This is a genomic window from Acinetobacter sp. YH16044 (assembly GCF_013417145.1).
Lineage (GTDB): Bacteria > Pseudomonadota > Gammaproteobacteria > Pseudomonadales > Moraxellaceae > Acinetobacter > Acinetobacter amyesii.
In genome coordinates, this window is sequence record NZ_VPEK01000014.1 from 1 (window position 1) to 16829 (window position 16829).

At 41.6% G+C, this 16829-nt stretch carries 16 protein-coding genes, 4 tRNA genes and 1 pseudogene; 2 read left to right on the forward strand and 19 right to left on the reverse strand.

Annotated elements, in window-relative coordinates; translation table 11 throughout:
* The 19 genes and pseudogenes from FTV38_RS09710 to FTV38_RS09800 form a co-directional block, all read right to left on the reverse strand.
* The coding region (locus tag FTV38_RS09710) for a GTP-binding protein (protein ID WP_228146067.1) at nucleotides 1-220 on the reverse strand (220 nt) is incomplete at its 3' end.
* 154 nt (nucleotides 221-374) lie between these two features.
* A tRNA-Thr gene (locus tag FTV38_RS09715) sits at nucleotides 375-449 on the reverse strand.
* A 23-nt stretch (nucleotides 450-472) separates the two neighbouring features.
* A tRNA-Gly gene (locus FTV38_RS09720) sits at nucleotides 473-548 on the reverse strand.
* Nucleotides 549-586: 38 nt separating this feature from the next.
* A tRNA-Tyr gene (locus FTV38_RS09725) sits at nucleotides 587-670 on the reverse strand.
* Nucleotides 671-724: 54 nt separating this feature from the next.
* Nucleotides 725-800 (reverse strand) — tRNA-Thr (locus tag FTV38_RS09730).
* A 98-nt stretch (nucleotides 801-898) separates the two neighbouring features.
* Entirely contained in the window at nucleotides 899-2392 is a 1494-nt protein-coding gene (gene trpE / locus FTV38_RS09735; protein WP_180022387.1) for an anthranilate synthase component I, read from the reverse strand.
* 117 nt (nucleotides 2393-2509) lie between these two features.
* Complete coding sequence (gene gph, locus FTV38_RS09740; protein ID WP_180022350.1) at nucleotides 2510-3178, reverse strand: phosphoglycolate phosphatase; 669 nt, start codon at nucleotides 3176-3178, stop codon at nucleotides 2510-2512.
* Between the two features lie 77 nt (nucleotides 3179-3255).
* Complete coding sequence (locus tag FTV38_RS09745) at nucleotides 3256-3969, reverse strand: FHA domain-containing protein (protein WP_180022351.1); 714 nt, start codon at nucleotides 3967-3969, stop codon at nucleotides 3256-3258.
* Nucleotides 3970-4046: 77 nt separating this feature from the next.
* Entirely contained in the window at nucleotides 4047-6278 is a 2232-nt protein-coding gene (gene gspD / locus FTV38_RS09750) for a type II secretion system secretin GspD (RefSeq protein ID WP_180002842.1), read from the reverse strand.
* Between the two features lie 42 nt (nucleotides 6279-6320).
* On the reverse strand, nucleotides 6321-7187 hold the full coding sequence (locus FTV38_RS09755; RefSeq protein WP_180007029.1) for a type II secretion system protein N: 867 nt from the start codon (nucleotides 7185-7187) through the stop codon (nucleotides 6321-6323).
* Nucleotides 7187-7930 (reverse strand): type II secretion system protein N, encoded by a 744-nt coding sequence (gspN, locus tag FTV38_RS09760; RefSeq protein WP_180022352.1) that lies wholly within the window; start codon nucleotides 7928-7930, stop codon nucleotides 7187-7189. The genes FTV38_RS09755 and gspN overlap by 1 nt, the downstream gene beginning before the upstream one ends.
* A 167-nt stretch (nucleotides 7931-8097) precedes the next feature.
* Nucleotides 8098-8424 carry an H-NS family nucleoid-associated regulatory protein gene (locus FTV38_RS09765; protein ID WP_180007248.1) on the reverse strand — a complete coding sequence of 109 codons (327 nt, stop codon included), beginning with the start codon at nucleotides 8422-8424 and terminating at the stop codon, nucleotides 8098-8100.
* Between the two features lie 142 nt (nucleotides 8425-8566).
* Complete coding sequence (locus FTV38_RS09770) at nucleotides 8567-8998, reverse strand: thioesterase family protein (protein ID WP_180022353.1); 432 nt, start codon at nucleotides 8996-8998, stop codon at nucleotides 8567-8569.
* 9 nt (nucleotides 8999-9007) lie between these two features.
* Nucleotides 9008-10201, reverse strand: coding sequence for a heme biosynthesis protein HemY (locus tag FTV38_RS09775; RefSeq protein ID WP_180022354.1), 1194 nt, complete (start codon nucleotides 10199-10201; stop codon nucleotides 9008-9010).
* Nucleotides 10202-10207: 6 nt separating this feature from the next.
* A complete protein-coding gene (locus tag FTV38_RS09780) occupies nucleotides 10208-11050 on the reverse strand; it encodes a hypothetical protein (RefSeq protein ID WP_180022355.1) in 843 nt (280 codons plus the stop codon).
* Nucleotides 11047-11826, reverse strand: a complete 780-nt coding sequence (locus FTV38_RS09785) for a uroporphyrinogen-III synthase (RefSeq protein ID WP_180022356.1) — start codon at nucleotides 11824-11826, stop codon at nucleotides 11047-11049. The genes FTV38_RS09780 and FTV38_RS09785 overlap by 4 nt, the downstream gene beginning before the upstream one ends.
* Before the next feature lie 3 nt (nucleotides 11827-11829).
* The gene (hemC, locus tag FTV38_RS09790; RefSeq protein ID WP_218949541.1) at nucleotides 11830-12747 is read right to left on the reverse strand and encodes a hydroxymethylbilane synthase; all 918 of its coding nucleotides are present in this window, start codon (nucleotides 12745-12747) and stop codon (nucleotides 11830-11832) included.
* Nucleotides 12748-12842: 95 nt separating this feature from the next.
* Nucleotides 12843-13583: a LytTR family DNA-binding domain-containing protein gene (locus FTV38_RS09795; RefSeq protein WP_180012128.1), complete on the reverse strand. Its 741-nt coding sequence runs from the start codon at nucleotides 13581-13583 to the stop codon at nucleotides 12843-12845.
* Between the two features lie 53 nt (nucleotides 13584-13636).
* Nucleotides 13637-14790: pseudogene (locus FTV38_RS09800) on the reverse strand (sensor histidine kinase).
* Between FTV38_RS09800 and argH the strand changes: the two are divergent.
* A complete protein-coding gene (argH, locus tag FTV38_RS09805) occupies nucleotides 14781-16211 on the forward strand; it encodes an argininosuccinate lyase (RefSeq protein WP_180002826.1) in 1431 nt (476 codons plus the stop codon). The pseudogene FTV38_RS09800 and the gene argH sit on opposite strands and share 10 nt — an antisense overlap.
* A 27-nt stretch (nucleotides 16212-16238) precedes the next feature.
* Nucleotides 16239-16508, forward strand: coding sequence for an oxidative damage protection protein (locus tag FTV38_RS09810; RefSeq protein WP_078190466.1), 270 nt, complete (start codon nucleotides 16239-16241; stop codon nucleotides 16506-16508).
* The last annotated feature ends 321 nt before the right edge of the window (nucleotides 16509-16829 follow it).

Here is a 16829-nt window from a genome sequence, read left to right on the forward strand (position 1 = left end):
TTGGAGAATCGTATTCTACGTGTGAAGTATTAATTGTAATACCACGTGCTTTTTCTTCTGGTGCAGAGTCGATTGCAGCGTAATCTTTCGCTTCACCACCGAATTTTTTTGCACATACAGTTGCAATCGCAGCTGTTAAAGTCGTTTTACCATGGTCAACGTGACCGATTGTGCCCACGTTAACGTGTGGCTTATTACGTTCAAACTTAGCCTTAGCCATGCTTTTCTTCCTCGTTTACGTCGAACACAATTCTGAGTAAAACCCAGCTCCGACATATCGCCTAAAAAAATAAACACCCAATACTTGAAAAGCAGACTAAAAAGCCTGCTTCTGGAATCTTGCGCAACATTTAAAGTTGCTAAACTGTAAAATCTGGAGCTCTTATCGAGATTTGAACTCGAGACCTCTCCCTTACCAAGGGAGTGCTCTACCACTGAGCTATAAGAGCAAATATAAGCACTTCAATAGATATGGAGCGGGAGACGAGGGTCGAACTCGCGACATGTAGCTTGGAAGGCTACCGCTCTACCAACTGAGCTACTCCCGCACGATGTTGGTACAAACCACTTATTGAAGTCTTAAAATTGGTGGTGAGGGAAGGATTCGAACCTTCGAAACTTTCGTAGCGGAGTTACAGTCCGCCCCCTTTGACCGCTCGGGAACCTCACCATTTTACACTTACTTCAGTGTTGTTCTCTCTACTCACTCTCAAACTTTCTAAGATGGTGCCGGCACACGGATTCGAACTGTGGACCTACTGATTACAAGTCAGTTGCTCTACCAACTGAGCTATGCCGGCGTTTCTTAGTGTTTCGTACGTTTCGTATCGGAACGGTGTGCAGTTTAGCAAATCTTGAAATCCTTGCAAGTGTTTTTTCTAAAAAAAACGTGAAAAACTCATAAAATCAATCCATTTGATGATAATTCAACCGCTTTGATCACTGCGCGAGCTTTTATTTGGGTTTCATTCCACTCTGATTCAGGATTAGAGTCATACACCACCCCTGCTCCAGCTTGAACATAGACCTTATTTTCACGAATTACACAGGTACGAATCGCAATCGACATGTCCATTTCGCCATGCCAGCCTAAATAACCAACAGCACCCCCAAAAATTCCACGTTTTACTGGTTCAACTTCGTCAATAATTTCCATAGCACGGATTTTTGGTGCGCCTGAAAGCGTACCCGCAGGGAATGTTGCCTTAAAAACATCCAAAGCATCGATATCATCACGTACTTCACCTTGCACATTTGACACAATGTGCATGACATGCGAATAACGTTCGATCACCATTTGATCAGTCACGTGAACTTTACCGATTTTAGAAACGCGTCCAACATCATTTCGCCCCAAATCGATCAACATCAAATGCTCTGCAATTTCTTTTTCATCAGATAGCAAATCTTTTTCTAGCGCTAAATCTTCTTCTTTTGTTTTACCCCGTGGTCGCGTTCCCGCCAAAGGACGAACTGTTGCCACACCATTTTCTAAACGAGACAAAATTTCAGGTGATGAACCAACAATATGAAAAGGAATGTCATTTTCTAGTGTCTGCCCTTGCACCAAGAACAAATATGGCGATGGATTGAGGTGACGTAGTGCACGATAGACCTGCAAAGGCTCACCATCAAAATCGGATACCATACGATGGCCCGGCACAACCTGCATCACATCACCGGCTTTAATGTACTCTTTTACTTTTGCAATAGAGTCAATAAAGTTGTCATGTCCAGTGATGGATTCAAACTGTGGTGCAGTATGCTTATTTGCTTTGAGTGCAATTGGGGTTGCCAAAAGTTCTTCTAGCTCATCCAATTGTTGCTGCGCTTGGGTATAGGCCTCAGCATCATTTACATCGGCATGTACAATTAAGAATAAAGTATCTTTGAGGTTATCAAAGACGATGACGGTTTTAGACAGCATCATCCAAATATCAGGAATCCCGACTGGGTCAGCTTCTGGAACGTTATTGAGCTTTGGTTCGATATAACGTACAGCGTCATAACCAAAGTATCCAACCAATCCACCGGTAAAGCTCGGCAACGCTGGCAAATCTTGCTGTGTAGGCACTTTATATTGTGCTTGGAAGTCACGAATGTATTGAAATGGGTCAGCACATTGTTGTTTTTCAACCGAGCCATCAGCATGTTGAACGGTCAACTGCCCTTCATTACACGAAAATACGGTGGACTCGCCCAAGCCAATAATGGAGTAACGCGCCCAGTTTTCGCCACCCTCTACAGATTCAAATAAATAGGCTTGTTTATGTTGTTTTAATCGCGCAAAGACAGAAAGTGGAGTTTCTGTATCTGCCAAGCGCTGACGATATACTGGAATCAAGTTATATCCAGCAGTTTTCAGTTGTTCAAATTGAGTTTGTGTAGTCATTTGGGTTTCTCTATATTTCGCGTGGTCAATTTCAGTTAATTTCTTCTCATGCTGATTGAGTGACGCCATCGAAATACTACACACTTGCTCATTTTCACTTCCTTAACCCTACTTATTTCAACCCAATAATTCTTTTAAGTTATCAACCACGTGCTGCGGCTGACAATTTCGAATATTTTCACCATGATTATAGCCATAGCTGACCACAATACAATCAATACCCGCACGACGTGCTGCCTCTACATCATTGACAGAATCACCCACCATCAAAATTTGCTGTTTCGGCAAGGCATAATGCTCCGCACAATACTCTAGCTGCTTGGGATGTGGTTTACGCTCTTCAAAACGATCTCCGCCAATCACATCATCAAAGTATTCATGCATACCTAGTGCCTGTACAATACTGCGTGCCGGTTGCTCTGGTTTATTGGTCACACAAATCAGAATTTTCTCTTCTGCTTTTGCCCAATCCAAGAACGCTAGAATGCCGTCAAAGGGCTGCGTCAAAACACAAGGATCGGCATTGTAAATCTTTAGAAAAGTTTCCAGTAAAAGGTGGTGCTGTGCGGCATCAACCTTTCCGGTCAAGTATTCAAGTACGCTATGACAAAACAATGAAGTTCCTTTCCCAATCCAGTTTCGCACCTGCGCTTCTGTGACCAACGGTAATTGCAACGCATTTAGACTCATATTCATCGCATGATGTAAGTCAGATGCTGAATCGACTAGCGTTCCATCCAGATCAAATAAAATCATTTGGCGTTCTGCTAAACGAATTTCAAACATAATGTCCCTCTATTTTTTTGTAAATTTTCCCCATAAAAAAGGCATGCCCATGCATGCCTTTTGAGGAATGTCTCGGTTTATTTAAACAACACCCATGCAATAATTGCAAGAATGATTAAAACAATGACTGAGATTAAGCCCACAGAGGCATTTTTTTGCGCTTCACGCTCTTGCTCTACACATGTCGCTGGAATTTCTACATCACATGCCTCATTTTTCGGAGCAGCAGTAATGTCAATTCCCTCAGGGATTGGCGCAGGTTTAGGCACACCCACATTGGTCGGCATACCATCACGAGTCAATTGAACCGAGCCATCTCGCTCTTTCAACTCTGGCATACCTTGATCATTCATTTGTTGTGCTGCGGTTTTAACGATAGGCTCTTGTGTCTCAGTTTCAGAAACCGCAACAGCTTCAGACGGCTGCTGAACAGGTGTAATTTCTTCTGTTTGCAACGCTTCAACGCTTTGTTCAATATCCGCTGGGATCTGAACAGCTTTAGCTGGAGCCAATAAACTAAACTTCACACTGGCAAACTGTACAATATCACCTTCTTTTAAAAGTGATTCACCAGTCAAACGGACATCATTAATAAACGTCCCATTGGATGAATTGAGATCTTGCAACCAGAGTGCCTGATCTTTCAGTACAAAGGCAGCATGTTTACGCGATACATCAGATTCTTGTAAAACAATATCTGCTTGTTGATGACGACCCACCAACATATCTCGCTCAATACTAATTTCTTGTCCTGTTAAATCACCAGAAATTGCTTGAATTTTCCAAGTCATGAAGTTAATTCTCTATTGCTCGTTTTTTTCATCATAGCATGCAGTGGTTTCAAAGCTAAACCACCCTACTGTCTAACCTAAGGAGTTTCCGCCACTTTGCCATTTGGTACAGTAATGGTTTGGCGCTTCACTGCAGGTTCAATGGCGACTGGCGTGGAGACCACTGCCGCTGGCTGTGTGGTTTGTGGTGCTGTAGGTACCGTCTTATACACAGGGGCTGGTGCTGTACCTTTTGAAACAGGTATGCGCTGCTGATACACATCGTCCACATTTTCAGGTAATTTCGCAAAATTACCGTCATTATCCAGTGCCAGTTGCAGACTATAGAGCTGACTGTAACGTTGCTGAGACATTTTCTTCACATCAGCAGAATTTCCAACAATGGTCGGATGAATAAAGATCAGCAAATTGCGTTTACTGTTGGATTTTCCTTCCGAGCTAAAAAGTTTGCCCAGTACAGGAATAGCCCCGAGCCCCGGAACGGATTGACGCCCATGCAATGTATTGTCCGAGATCAAACCACCCAACACAATCGTTTGACCATGCTCTGCCAAGATCGAGGTTTTAATCGCACGTTTAGTCGTAACTAAGTCCGACGCTTGACCTTTATTGTCTTTTACATCAGAAACTTCTTGCTCGACCTCTAAACGCACCGAGCCGCCATCACCAATATGCGGCACAACTTTCAAAGTAACACCGACATCTTTACGCTCAATCGATGTATACGGATTGGCTGTACCACCATTGGTGGTGACCGAACCTGTCACAAATGGAACGTTTTCACCCACCACAATATAGGCTTCTTCGTTGTCCATCGTCACTATCGACGGTGTAGATAATAAATTGGATTTGGTCTTTTCTTTTAAGGCCTGAATCATCGCACCATAGAGTTTGCGCGAACCATCACTGCCTTCACGATAATCACCAAGAACTACAGAAGTACCCGCACTCACCGCGCTACCCGCACCCGCAGCACCACCAGTTAAATAACCTGCGGCAATATTTTTTAAACTAGAACCAAAGTTATCAAAGTTAATTAAGCCGATACCACTACTGATATCACCCAACGCCCATTGCACACCGAGCTGATCGGTATCCGTGCCTTCAACTTCAATAATCGCCGCTTCGATCAGCACTTGCTGACGACGAATATCGAGCTGCTGAATCGCAGATTCAATTTCACGCATGAGCTGCGGATCTGCTTTCACAATCAGTGCATTTTGTGTGGCATCAGCAATAATACTCACGCCATTGGCATTAAAGCTTGAGATACCGTTTTGCGTATTATTGGAAGAGTTATTACTGTTGAGGTTAATACCTGAACTGGTGTTATTTTGTGAACTGAATGACTGTGAATTCGAACTGTTACTATCATTCATTAAACTGTTCATCGTGCTGCTATTTGAGCTATTCGATGAATTTGTACTCGAAACGGCCTGCCCTGTGACCAAGCCTTGTAAGATTTCTGACAAGTTTTTGGCACTTGCATACTTTAGACGAAAAACTTTCAATCCACCCAATCGATCTGCAGCAGGCACATCTAAGGTCTCAATAATCTTACGAATACGCTTACGTGTCGCTGTATCACCTTTAATGATAATACGATTGGTTCGATTGTCCGCAATAATACGAATTCGTGAACCTTTCGGGTCTTTTGATGCGCCGGTCGAACTCATCGACTCTAACAGCCCAATCATTTCTTCGGCCTGACTCGATTGCAGCGTCACGGCTTCGATATCATTTTGACCCGTTCCATCTAAATTACGAATAATCGTTTCGAGCTGGTAAATATTACTAGCACGGTCTGAGACGATCAGCGCATTGGTCCCCGCCACTGCTGACAAATGTGCAAATTGCGGCATCAATGGACGTAGGGCTGGAATTAAGTCGTTGGCATTGGTGTTATCAAGCCAAATTACTCGGGTGACAATTTGGTCTCCAGACGCACGGTGGCGCGCATCATAAGGAATGCCCGAGCTTTTTACATTACTGTCTGGAACCAGTTTAATGGTGTTGCCCGATGGAATCGCCACCACGCCATTGACATTCAATACACCGAGAAACAGGTCATAGACTTCATTTTTATTTAAAGGCTTATTGGAAATAACCGTTACATTTCCTCGTACCCGTGGGTCAACTGCAAAATTTTTCCCCGTGATATCTGCGACTTCATTAATGAATGCCGTAAGATCTGCATCACGTAAATTGATTTTCCATGTTTGTGCATAACTTGCTGTGCTGACCATAGCAACCAAGGGCACCATGGCATAGGCAGCTAAAGTTGAACGGTTATTATTAAATAAAGCCATATACGCCTGTGTTTCCTAACCCTATAAAGTGATGAAACATCACTAAAAATCCTGTTGTATGGTCATCACTTGATCACCACGTTTGACTTCAAGTTTCACCTGCCCTTCACGGCGGGCTTGTTCTAATAATTGCGCCTCAGATTGTCCTGCACCGACTGCCTGCCCATTTAAAGACATGATGCGGTCACCCGGTTGCAAACCCAATTTATTTCTCAAGGCAGCAGGTGTTCGATTTGAAATCTCAAACCCACCATTACCTGATGGATTCACCCCCATTTCCTGCAGATATTGCTCACGATTTTCTGTCATGCGTTGTACGGCCTGACCAATCGCGGACTGCGTCGTGCCTTGCCCTGAATTTGCAGGATTAGCTGCATTTTGCATGCTGTTATTTTGCAAAGATCCGCCTGATGTTGCATTGGCTGTAGGGACAATCGGTTGATCTAATCCGTTTTCAATACCTTGGAACGCTAATTCACGCCGTGCACCATTACCCTGCGTTAAAATCACCTTATCCCAATAAACTTCAGCCAATTGGTAGGATGAACCTTGAATGGTTTCTCCAACCAAGTAGCGATCTGAACTCTCATTGACCTTAATCACTGCCGACGAGTAGCGACTTGGCTGTCCAACCACCACACCTTGTAACACCATATTTAACTGCGCGTCAGCTGCTGAACTGCGGTTTTCCTGAAACAAGGCAAAAGAGCTAATATTAGGAACTTGCGTTTGCTGTGAACCCAATTCAACTCGGTCTAACTGCATGGCTTGTGGCGGTGCAATCAATAACCAAAATAAAGCGGCTAACTTCCAGCACAAGTACAAAATTATTAAAACCAAGACCACAGGTGCAAGTCGATCTGTTTGCTTCCAATTGATCTCGCGGATTTTTTCGAAATAGTCAGCCATCAGTTCACCCCACTCAATAGAGGTTGACGCGAACTAATCACATACGTATCTAATCCTGCCTTACCTTCATAGGAAGCAACATTCATCAAAAAGCGCTGGGTTAATTGCACATCCAACATGAGGTCTGGCTCAAGTGATAAATTCATCATCTTTTGTTCGCGTTGATCTCGAACATCAATCGACAATTTGCCATTATCATCTTTTAATTGAGCCAACATGGCAGGCACATTCATTGACTCTTGACGCTGTGCAAAGCTAAATGATAAATCCCCACCTGCCCACTGTATCTCGCCTGATGAACGACTAAATCCCTGTTGTGGCTTATATTTAAACTGCACATCTTTTAATTGAATGGCATTCATTGGCCATTGCCAATCGGCAAAACTTTTTAAGGTTTCAGGAGCAATTTGACCCTCTAAGTTTTTAATACTAATACTTTTACCAAAACCATACCCCATCACACCTTGTAGTTTGGTATTGCCACTATGAAGTTCAACATTTGCACCCAAGCGTAATAAAATCAAATCCCACGGGCGTGTGTTCCAGTTTAACGAGCCTTTCAAATTTCCTCGTGTCCAATCTGCTTGCCCATGCCAAATATTGCCACTGACGTTATGTAGCATTTGGTTATTTTTATAAAACTTTGTAATGAGCCACGCTGCTGGCACTTGCAGCATAACGAAAATTAAAAAACTGATCGCAGCAAAAATGAGCCACCGAATATTATTAGTTTTATTGATCATCCCACCACAACCGATCCATCAATTTTTTTCCATCATTTAAACATTTTTCTTTATAGACACATTATGCATACTTTTTCTGCATAGCCAATTCAAAGAGATAAAAAAACCAGGCATTTGCCTGGTTTAATTATCCTGAACTCAGGATATGACGATTTCATGAATTGTTCTTAAATTAAGAAGTCTTCTAGTTTCGCGCCTTTTTCTAACTCAGCCACTAACCAACGTGGTTGTTTACCACGACCAGTCCACGTGTCATCTGCATTGGTTTTGCTACGGTAACGTGGCTCAACCGCTTTACGCGTTGATTTTTTACGTTTGCTTAAACCAAATTCAAGAATTTGTTCAACGCTTAAATCTAAATTTTCTGCAATTTCAACAATACGGTTGTACGCATCTTCAATCGCTTGATCTTTTTTAGATGCAATCAGTGCTTCAGCTTCTACTTGAAGCTTCTTTAACTCTTCAACTGATAAATTACTAATATCAGGCATAATCTTTAACTCCGAAATTTCATTTTAATAATGCTTATGAAAACTCGCTCATAATATTATAATAAAATTTTTATTCAATAAATAATTTTCATTTTACTACAATATTTTAACACGACTCCTTAAAATATATAAAGTTAAATTGTATTTAAATATTATTTCCCACTGAATTTTCTAAGGCTTTTATTTTGGTTTTAATATTTTCCGGAATAGAGGTTTTTTGCAGGGTCATTTTATCCACGCACACAATAACCGCATCGCCTGTTGCAACGATTTTTTGTTGCTGTTCACTCCATAATATATAACCCATACGAAATGCACTATTTCTTAATTCTTCAACGCGCGTTGCCACTTTTAAAATATCAGGATAAACCACGGGGCTTAAATATTTACACTGGCTTGAAGCAACAACCGTAACCACAGACTGATTAAATATATCCAACTGATCTAAATAACCAATCCGCGCACTTTCCATATAACGATAATAATGCACGTTATTTACATGACCAAAAGCATCCATATCCCCCCAAGCGATGTGTTGAGTATGAATCAATGAATATTGAGCTAAATCTTTTTGCATATTATGTCCTTATATTCGAATTTCCATAAAATTAGCATTATTTTCAAATATTAAATTTAATTGTTTGGTCAAATATTCCTGCTGATTTAAAGCTGACTTGATACGTAAATAACTCATTAATACATCATCTGGATATAATTCTAATAATGCATCCGCCTCAGCTTGGCGTTCTGTCGCTTGGTAAATATTCCATTTTGCAAAACTAAAAACAGGTAGTGCAGGATACTTTTCTTCCCAACGTTGAATCTGCTGTTCTACAGCCACATAGTCAGGGTTTTGCTTCAACATTTTTTGCTGGAACCACAAAAAGAACACTTCTTTGTTAAATTGCTGTTCCAGTAAATGAATAGCCAATTGCTCATGTTCCTGACTCATCTCTGGCACACGAGACAAGACTTTTAACCACAACACTTTGACCACATATTTACGCTCTGTTATTTGATCTTGCAAATCCAAATAACGCTGCTTTAAATGCTGTAAGTCATCGACATCAGCTTGATCAAATGCAGATAATAATTGCTCCAACCAAGCTTGTTTTGTCAGCTCATCTAAATGTCCATAACGTGTCGAACGCAAATACAACCAAGGAAACTGCAACGCAAACATGCCCCATAGCGTGGTTAAACGCTGCTCATAGGCAGTGCTGACTTTTTGCAACCATGGCGATAATTCATGTTGATTCAAAAATTCGAGATGCGTTAAAGCCTTTTCACCCTCTTGTTGGGATAAATAAATTTCAATCCGTTGCAATTCTGCGAGTTCAAAAGCCATTGGATTGGTCTGAGTTAATGCATTTAATGCTGTTTCATATTGTTGCTGAATCCAATATAAACGCGCATCAATCACCCCTTTTAATAATCCAGACTCAGTAAAAGCTTGCTGAATAAAGTTTTTTTGATCTTGCGCAGCATTTAAAAGCCAAATGACAGCCAATTGTTCATAGGGATGCAGTTTATTAAAACTAAAGACTGTTTCAGATTTACGCTGCTCTCGACTTAAATAGCGTTTAACCGCATACCAAAGCATTTGCACGAACAAACTCAGTAGTGCCAGCAATAATGCTAAAAACCAAATATTGGATTGAACTTGCCATTCACGCCAGTATAAATAGACATAGCCTGCACCATGTCCAAAACTCAGCAAACTAATAATGGCAACAACCAATAAGCTAATAAATAAATAGGCCAATAAAATATGTTTCATAGTCGATTATCCTATGAGTGCCCGAGTATTTAATAGCGGTACAGAAATAACCGGAATGTCCTTTAATTGTTCTAGACGTTGGCGTATCGGTTTTAATGAAGCATCTGGCAATTGCTGCATAATTTGCATAATTTCAGTGATTTCTTGTTGAAATTGAGGATATTGTCCTTGATTTAAAACTTGCTGAGCCAAAATTAAACGTAACTGCATTTCTTTTAATACCAAGCTACGCTGCATTAATACGGGACTCGGTTGTTCGACTGATTCGACTTGAATCCATTTTTGCCAAAAAGAAAGACCTTTTTGCTGCTCTTTTGAACTGTATGGCTTTAATATTTCTTTTTCTAACAATTGATCGATGGATTGCAGGGTATTTTTCACTTTATCAGATTGCAACTGACGCTCTGTCACATATTGCTTTAAGGTCTCACGGTCTTTTTGAATCACCTGATGCAAACTCATACGCAGTGCAGGTGCCAAGCTCAACTGATCTAATTGTTGGTCTAATTGGTTTAATTTTTCTAAAGCAACAGCAAATTGTTGTTGCTGCATGGCAAATTCAACCAAATCAAGTTGCTGGCCCACAACCATCATTGGCTCAATACTATGGGTCGCCTCAGCAGCAATCGAAGCATTCGATGTCGTTGCAGCCGACATCTCGGTCGTTGTGCCATTCAACTGGCGTTTCAAAGCCACGACCTGATCATTCAAACCTGCATTGTGCTGTTGCAATAAAGTTTGTTGTTGCATCAGTTCGGTTTGTTGAGCATTGACCTGAAACAAGTCAAAACTGAGTTTAGCCAACCAAAGTACGGCGACAATGACCACAACGACAAACAACTTCTTCATGTATTTCCCTGCACGACTTGCACATGCTGCAATATGTGTGTCGCGTTTAAATCTTCGAGTTGAATAATTTTAAAATCTTTGTTCAGTGTTATACGACTTTGCTCCAGTAGCTCGAACAACCTTACACCTAAAACTAAAAAATGTGCATGACTCAGCACTGATAAATGCGACTGAATCAAGTCAAGCCAATTGAGCCAACTAGCCTCACTGGTGATCAACATACAATATGGAGATGACAACTGATGTTCAGAAATGAGTGTTTTTACTTTTTGAATGGTCTCTTCTGGTAGATACCGTTCATATAGCACAAAATTGAAAATCTGAATGCCACGTGCTAGCAACTGCTGCATCATAAATTGACGACCACCTTCACCGCGCCAAAATGCAACGCAAGCCCCGGCCTCTAATTGTTCTAAATGGCTTAAGGTGAGCATTCCCTCCGAGGTTTCCACCTGCGGTACGACACTGTGAATGCCATAATCAGCCAGCTTTGCTGCAGTTGCATCACCGACTGCAACCCATTGAATATGTTCGAGCTGCTCAAGTGAAATGCCTGCCTTACGCAAACCTTGCATACCAAAGGTGACCGCAGAGGGGCTCACCACAACCAATACATCCGCAGCACTCAACTGGGCGTAGCACGCTGCTAATGCTTCTGACCATACCCGCGGCTTAAGCTCAAGTAATGGAAGCTCAGCCACAGCAACACACGCAGAGCGCAGCGTCAAGCTAAGCTGCGCTGCACGATCTGCTGGACGTGTATTGATAAAAAGCATGTATTAATACAGTGCCTTTAAAATTTCACCTGCACCTTGGGCTAACAAGTCTTGTGCCAATTTGACACCGAGCTGTTCAGCTTGTTCAGGAAAACCTACTTGCTGTGCTTTCAACAAGGTTTGACCGTCAACACTACCGACACGACCTTCCAAATGAATCTGACCATTTTCTAAGGTTGCATAACCTGCAATCGGTACTTGGCAGCCACCTTCTAGATATGCATTAAATGCACGTTCTGCGCGTACACAGGCATTGGTCTCTGTATGCATTAAGGGCAAAATTAAATCCAATACAGTTTGATCTTGGCTACGACATTCTAGGCCCAATGCACCTTGTCCAACTGCAGGTAAACTCACAACAGGCTCAAGAGTATGACGAATACGCTCTGCTAAACCTAGACGCTTCAACCCTGCACTGGCCAAAATAATCGCATCATAGTTACCCGCATCGAGTTTAGATAAACGCGTACCCACATTGCCACGCAGATCAATAATCTCAAGGTCTGGACGTTGTTTTAAAATTTGGCATTTGCGGCGCAAGCTCGACGTTCCCACCTTCGCACCCTGTGGCAACTCATCAAAACTGTTATAGGTATTTGAAACGAAAGCATCTAATGGGTCTTCACGCTCACAAATCACGGCCAAGCTTAAACCTTCAGGCAATGCCATCGGCACATCTTTCATCGAATGAACTGCCAAGTCTGCACGACCATCCAACAATGCCGCTTCTAATTCTTTTACAAATAATCCTTTCCCCCCAATTTTGGCTAAGGGGGTATCTAGAATCTTGTCACCTTGGGTCACAAAAGTCACCAACTCAACTTTCAAATTTGCATGAAGTGCTTCTAAGCGTGCACGAATATGTTCCGCCTGCCAAAGTGCAAGCGGGCTTTGTCGGGTTGCGATCTTAAGGATATTCATAAATTTTAAAATACAGTCTATAGGGCTATTATTCTAAACTTAACTTGCTCAGTTGAAAATGCAAGCTTAATTCGCAATGTGCTTTGACCCTTGCCCTATAATTTTTGTATTCGCTCACGCAAATTCGGTAAATGTCGACGGCTGACCGCCAAACGTTCTTCTAAATCTCGACACCGCACCTGATATTGCCCCGAGCTTACGACTTCCAAACCATCTAAAAAGCTCACAGACACCAAGGCATTTCGATGAATACGTATAAAGCGATCACCAAATTCATGCTCTAAATCCTTCAGCGTTTCATCAATAAGTACATTGCCATTTTTGTGCCGAACAGTGACATATTTCTGATCTGCAAGAAAATAATAAATATTTTCCACAGGGACCAGTTCTACACCACGATAAGTCTTTGCCGCAATTTGATGGCGGCTGATTTTAATTTCGTCCATATTTTCTTTTTGTTTTATCGTGCTCAATTGAGCTTGGGTTAATTTAGTTAAATGATCTAGAACCTGCTGCAATTCCTGTTGCATAACCGGTTTTAGTAAATATCCCTCTGCATTCGACTTAAATGCATCAAGTGCATGATGATCATATGCAGTACAAAAAATAATAGCAGGCATGGGATCTAATTCACGCAACAATTTCGCGCAAGTCAGCCCATCCATTTCAGGCATTTGTATATCTAGTAAGATGACATCAGGCTCGAGGCTTTGAGCCAAGTCAATCGCTTGTTGACCATGTGAGGCTTTCGCAACCACTTGATGTCCAAGTTGAGTGACTAAACGTGACAATCGCTCTACTGCTAGAGGCTCATCATCACAGATCAGGATGTCCATTTCTCCTCCTTATCTCGTTAACGTCATTTATTTTTATTGGTCAACTGAGATTTCTATTTATATTGATATTGCACCACAGTCGTATACATTCCCTCGCCTGCGTAGGTTTGAAAAGTGACATGCTGACCATAATATGCCTCAAGTCGCTGTTTCACATTTTCGATGGCAATACCATTCCCCTGACGTAATTTAATTGTATCCTGTGTATAAGGATTTGTAATAACGATATTAATTTGATTTTGTAATATTTCAATCAATATATTTATCGTACTCTTTGTCAAAATCTTTTCGACTCCATGAAAAATACTATTTTCTAACAAAGGTTGTAAAGTTAATAGTGGAATTTGTACTTGAGCGTACTGTTCAATGTCAGCCAGTTTCCACTCCACATTGAGCCGATCGCCCAATCGCATTTGTTCGATGGCCAAATAACGCTGACACAAATCGATCTCATCTTTGAGACTCACCAGTTTCAATTCTTGGAAACTTGCACGGAACAATCGAGATAAATTCAGTAGCATTTGCTCCGCTTTATCTGGGTCAATCGCAATCAAGCTAATCACATTGTTTAAGCTATTAAATAAAAAATGCGGATGAATCCGAGCTTGCATAGCCTGAATGCGTGAGTTTAACTCACTATGATGTTGTCGACCCCACTGTTCTCTTAAATATAAATATCGAAAACAAAATGCCCCAAGTAATACCCCATAGCTCAGATTTAAAACCACACCAGCAGTTAAAACGTCCGCACTCAAGCCAGTTAAACTGAAATTTCCACCAAAATAGATCAAGACATTTAAAATTAAGGTGGTGAACAACACCAAAGCTTGCAATAAAACAAACCCGCTAAACATGAGCATTTTCATGCTTAAACCACGCGTCTTACTCTGCAAAAGCTCTGAAAATGCAGCAAATGCCAATAAAATCCAGTTAATAAACAACATATGCTGCATGACACTGGAAAAACTTAAAGCATGCCACGATTGAGCTTGGGCCAAGGCCAAGACCAACGCCACGATATTGCCCGCAAGAAACAGCTCCCACAGATAGTGCCAGCGGCCCATTTTTCCTGAAAATACAGAAATTGTCATAGACCTAAACCCTGTCTAAAAGTTTGATCAACTTGCCCTTCGGCAACTGGGTTCGAATTTGCTATACTCTTGCTCAGTTCTATGCTTTTTATCTTATTGAGCCGACATGACCACATCTTCTAATTCCTCAAATCCGTCACAAGCCCAAACTTCAGGCATGTGGGGCGGTCGTTTTTCCGAAGCTACTGACACTTTTGTTGCTGAATTTACAGCATCTGTACAGTTTGACCAACGCTTTTATAAACAAGATATTGCAGGTTCAATTGCACATGCAACCATGCTTGCAAAAGTCGGCGTTCTGACTGAACAAGAGCGTGACGATATTATTAATGGCTTAAACACCATTAAAGCAGAAATTGAAGCGGGTAACTTCGAATGGCGCATTGACCTAGAAGATGTGCACATGAATATTGAGTCACGCTTGACTCAACGTATCGGTATTACAGGTAAAAAACTACACACCGGTCGTAGTCGTAATGACCAAGTTGCAACCGATATCCGTCTGTATGTTCGCGACGAAATCGATGCGATTTTAGAATTATTGAAAAAATTACAAAAAGGCATCCTAGGCTTAGCGGCGAAAAATACCAATACCATCATGCCGGGCTTCACGCATTTACAAACTGCACAGCCAGTGACTTTTGGCCACCATTTAATGGCGTGGTTTGAAATGTTGGTACGTGACTCAGAGCGTTTAATCGACTGCCGTAAACGTACCAACCGTATGCCTTTAGGTTCTGCTGCACTTGCAGGAACAACCTACCCAATTGACCGTGCATTCACTGCCGAATTACTAGGTTTTGAAGCTGTCGCTGAAAACTCTTTAGACGCCGTATCTGACCGTGATTTTGGTATTGAATTCAATGCTGCAGCATCACTCATCATGATGCATTTATCACGTATGTCAGAAGAAATGATTCTTTGGACATCGGCACAATTCAAATTTGTGAACATTCCTGACCGTTTTTGCACCGGCTCTTCAATCATGCCGCAAAAGAAAAACCCAGACGTTCCTGAGTTGATTCGTGGTAAAACTGGCCGTGTATATGGTGACTTGATGAGCCTATTGACCCTAATGAAAGGTCAACCTTTGGCATACAACAAAGACAACCAGGAAGATAAAGAACCACTATTCGATGCAATTGATACTGTTCGTGGCTCACTCATGGCATTTGCCGACATGATTCCTGCACTAGTACCAAACATTGACATCATGCGTGAAGCAGCACTTCGTGGCTTCTCAACTGCAACTGACCTTGCCGACTACCTCGTTAAAAATGGCGTAGCATTCCGTGATGCGCATGAAATTGTGGGTAAAGCGGTTGCCCTCGGTGTTCAAGAAGGCAAAGACCTTTCAGAATTAACCCTTGAGCAACTTCAACAATTCTCTGACTTGATTCAAGCCGATGTCTTCGAAAAAGCATTAACACTTGAAGCATCTGTCAATGCACGTAACCACATTGGTGGTACTGCACCTGCTCAAGTTGAAGCAGCAATTGAACGCGCACACGCACGTTTAGAAAAACTTTACGCATAACTTTTTCAAGTTAAATGGAGTATTGATATGTCTCGACAAGTTTTTTGCCGTAAATATCAGGCTGAAATGGAAGGTTTAGACTTTGCACCATTCCCTGGTGCAAAGGGACAAGAATTGTTTGATACGGTATCTAAACAAGCTTGGCAAGAATGGCTAAAACACCAAACTACGTTGATCAATGAAAAACGTTTAAACGTGTTTGAAGCTGACGCGAAAAAGTTCCTTGAAGAGCAGCGTGAAAAATTCTTCAGCAATGATGAATCTTTAGAAAAAGCCGAAGGCCTAAAGCCTGAGTAAAACTTAAAGCATTGCTTTAAGTTTTACGCAAGACAAGCGAAGCGCGTAGTTTCAAATGTCATGAAGGAGTCCAAAGGGGCTCCTTTTTTTATACTCCGCCACGCCGCAAGACAAGCAGCTATGCTGTGCGTAAGCTTTAATTGAAATGAATCTCCAATCTTGGGGATTCTTTTTTATTGCTCTAAAAATTACGCAAGACAAGCGAAGCGCGTAGCTTCAAATCTCAAAAAGGAGTCTAAAAAGGCTCCTTTTTTTTGTGCTTAGGAGCACTGCTTTTTTTCGTAAGACAAAGATGACGTCTGTGTAAGCTTTCATTGAGAA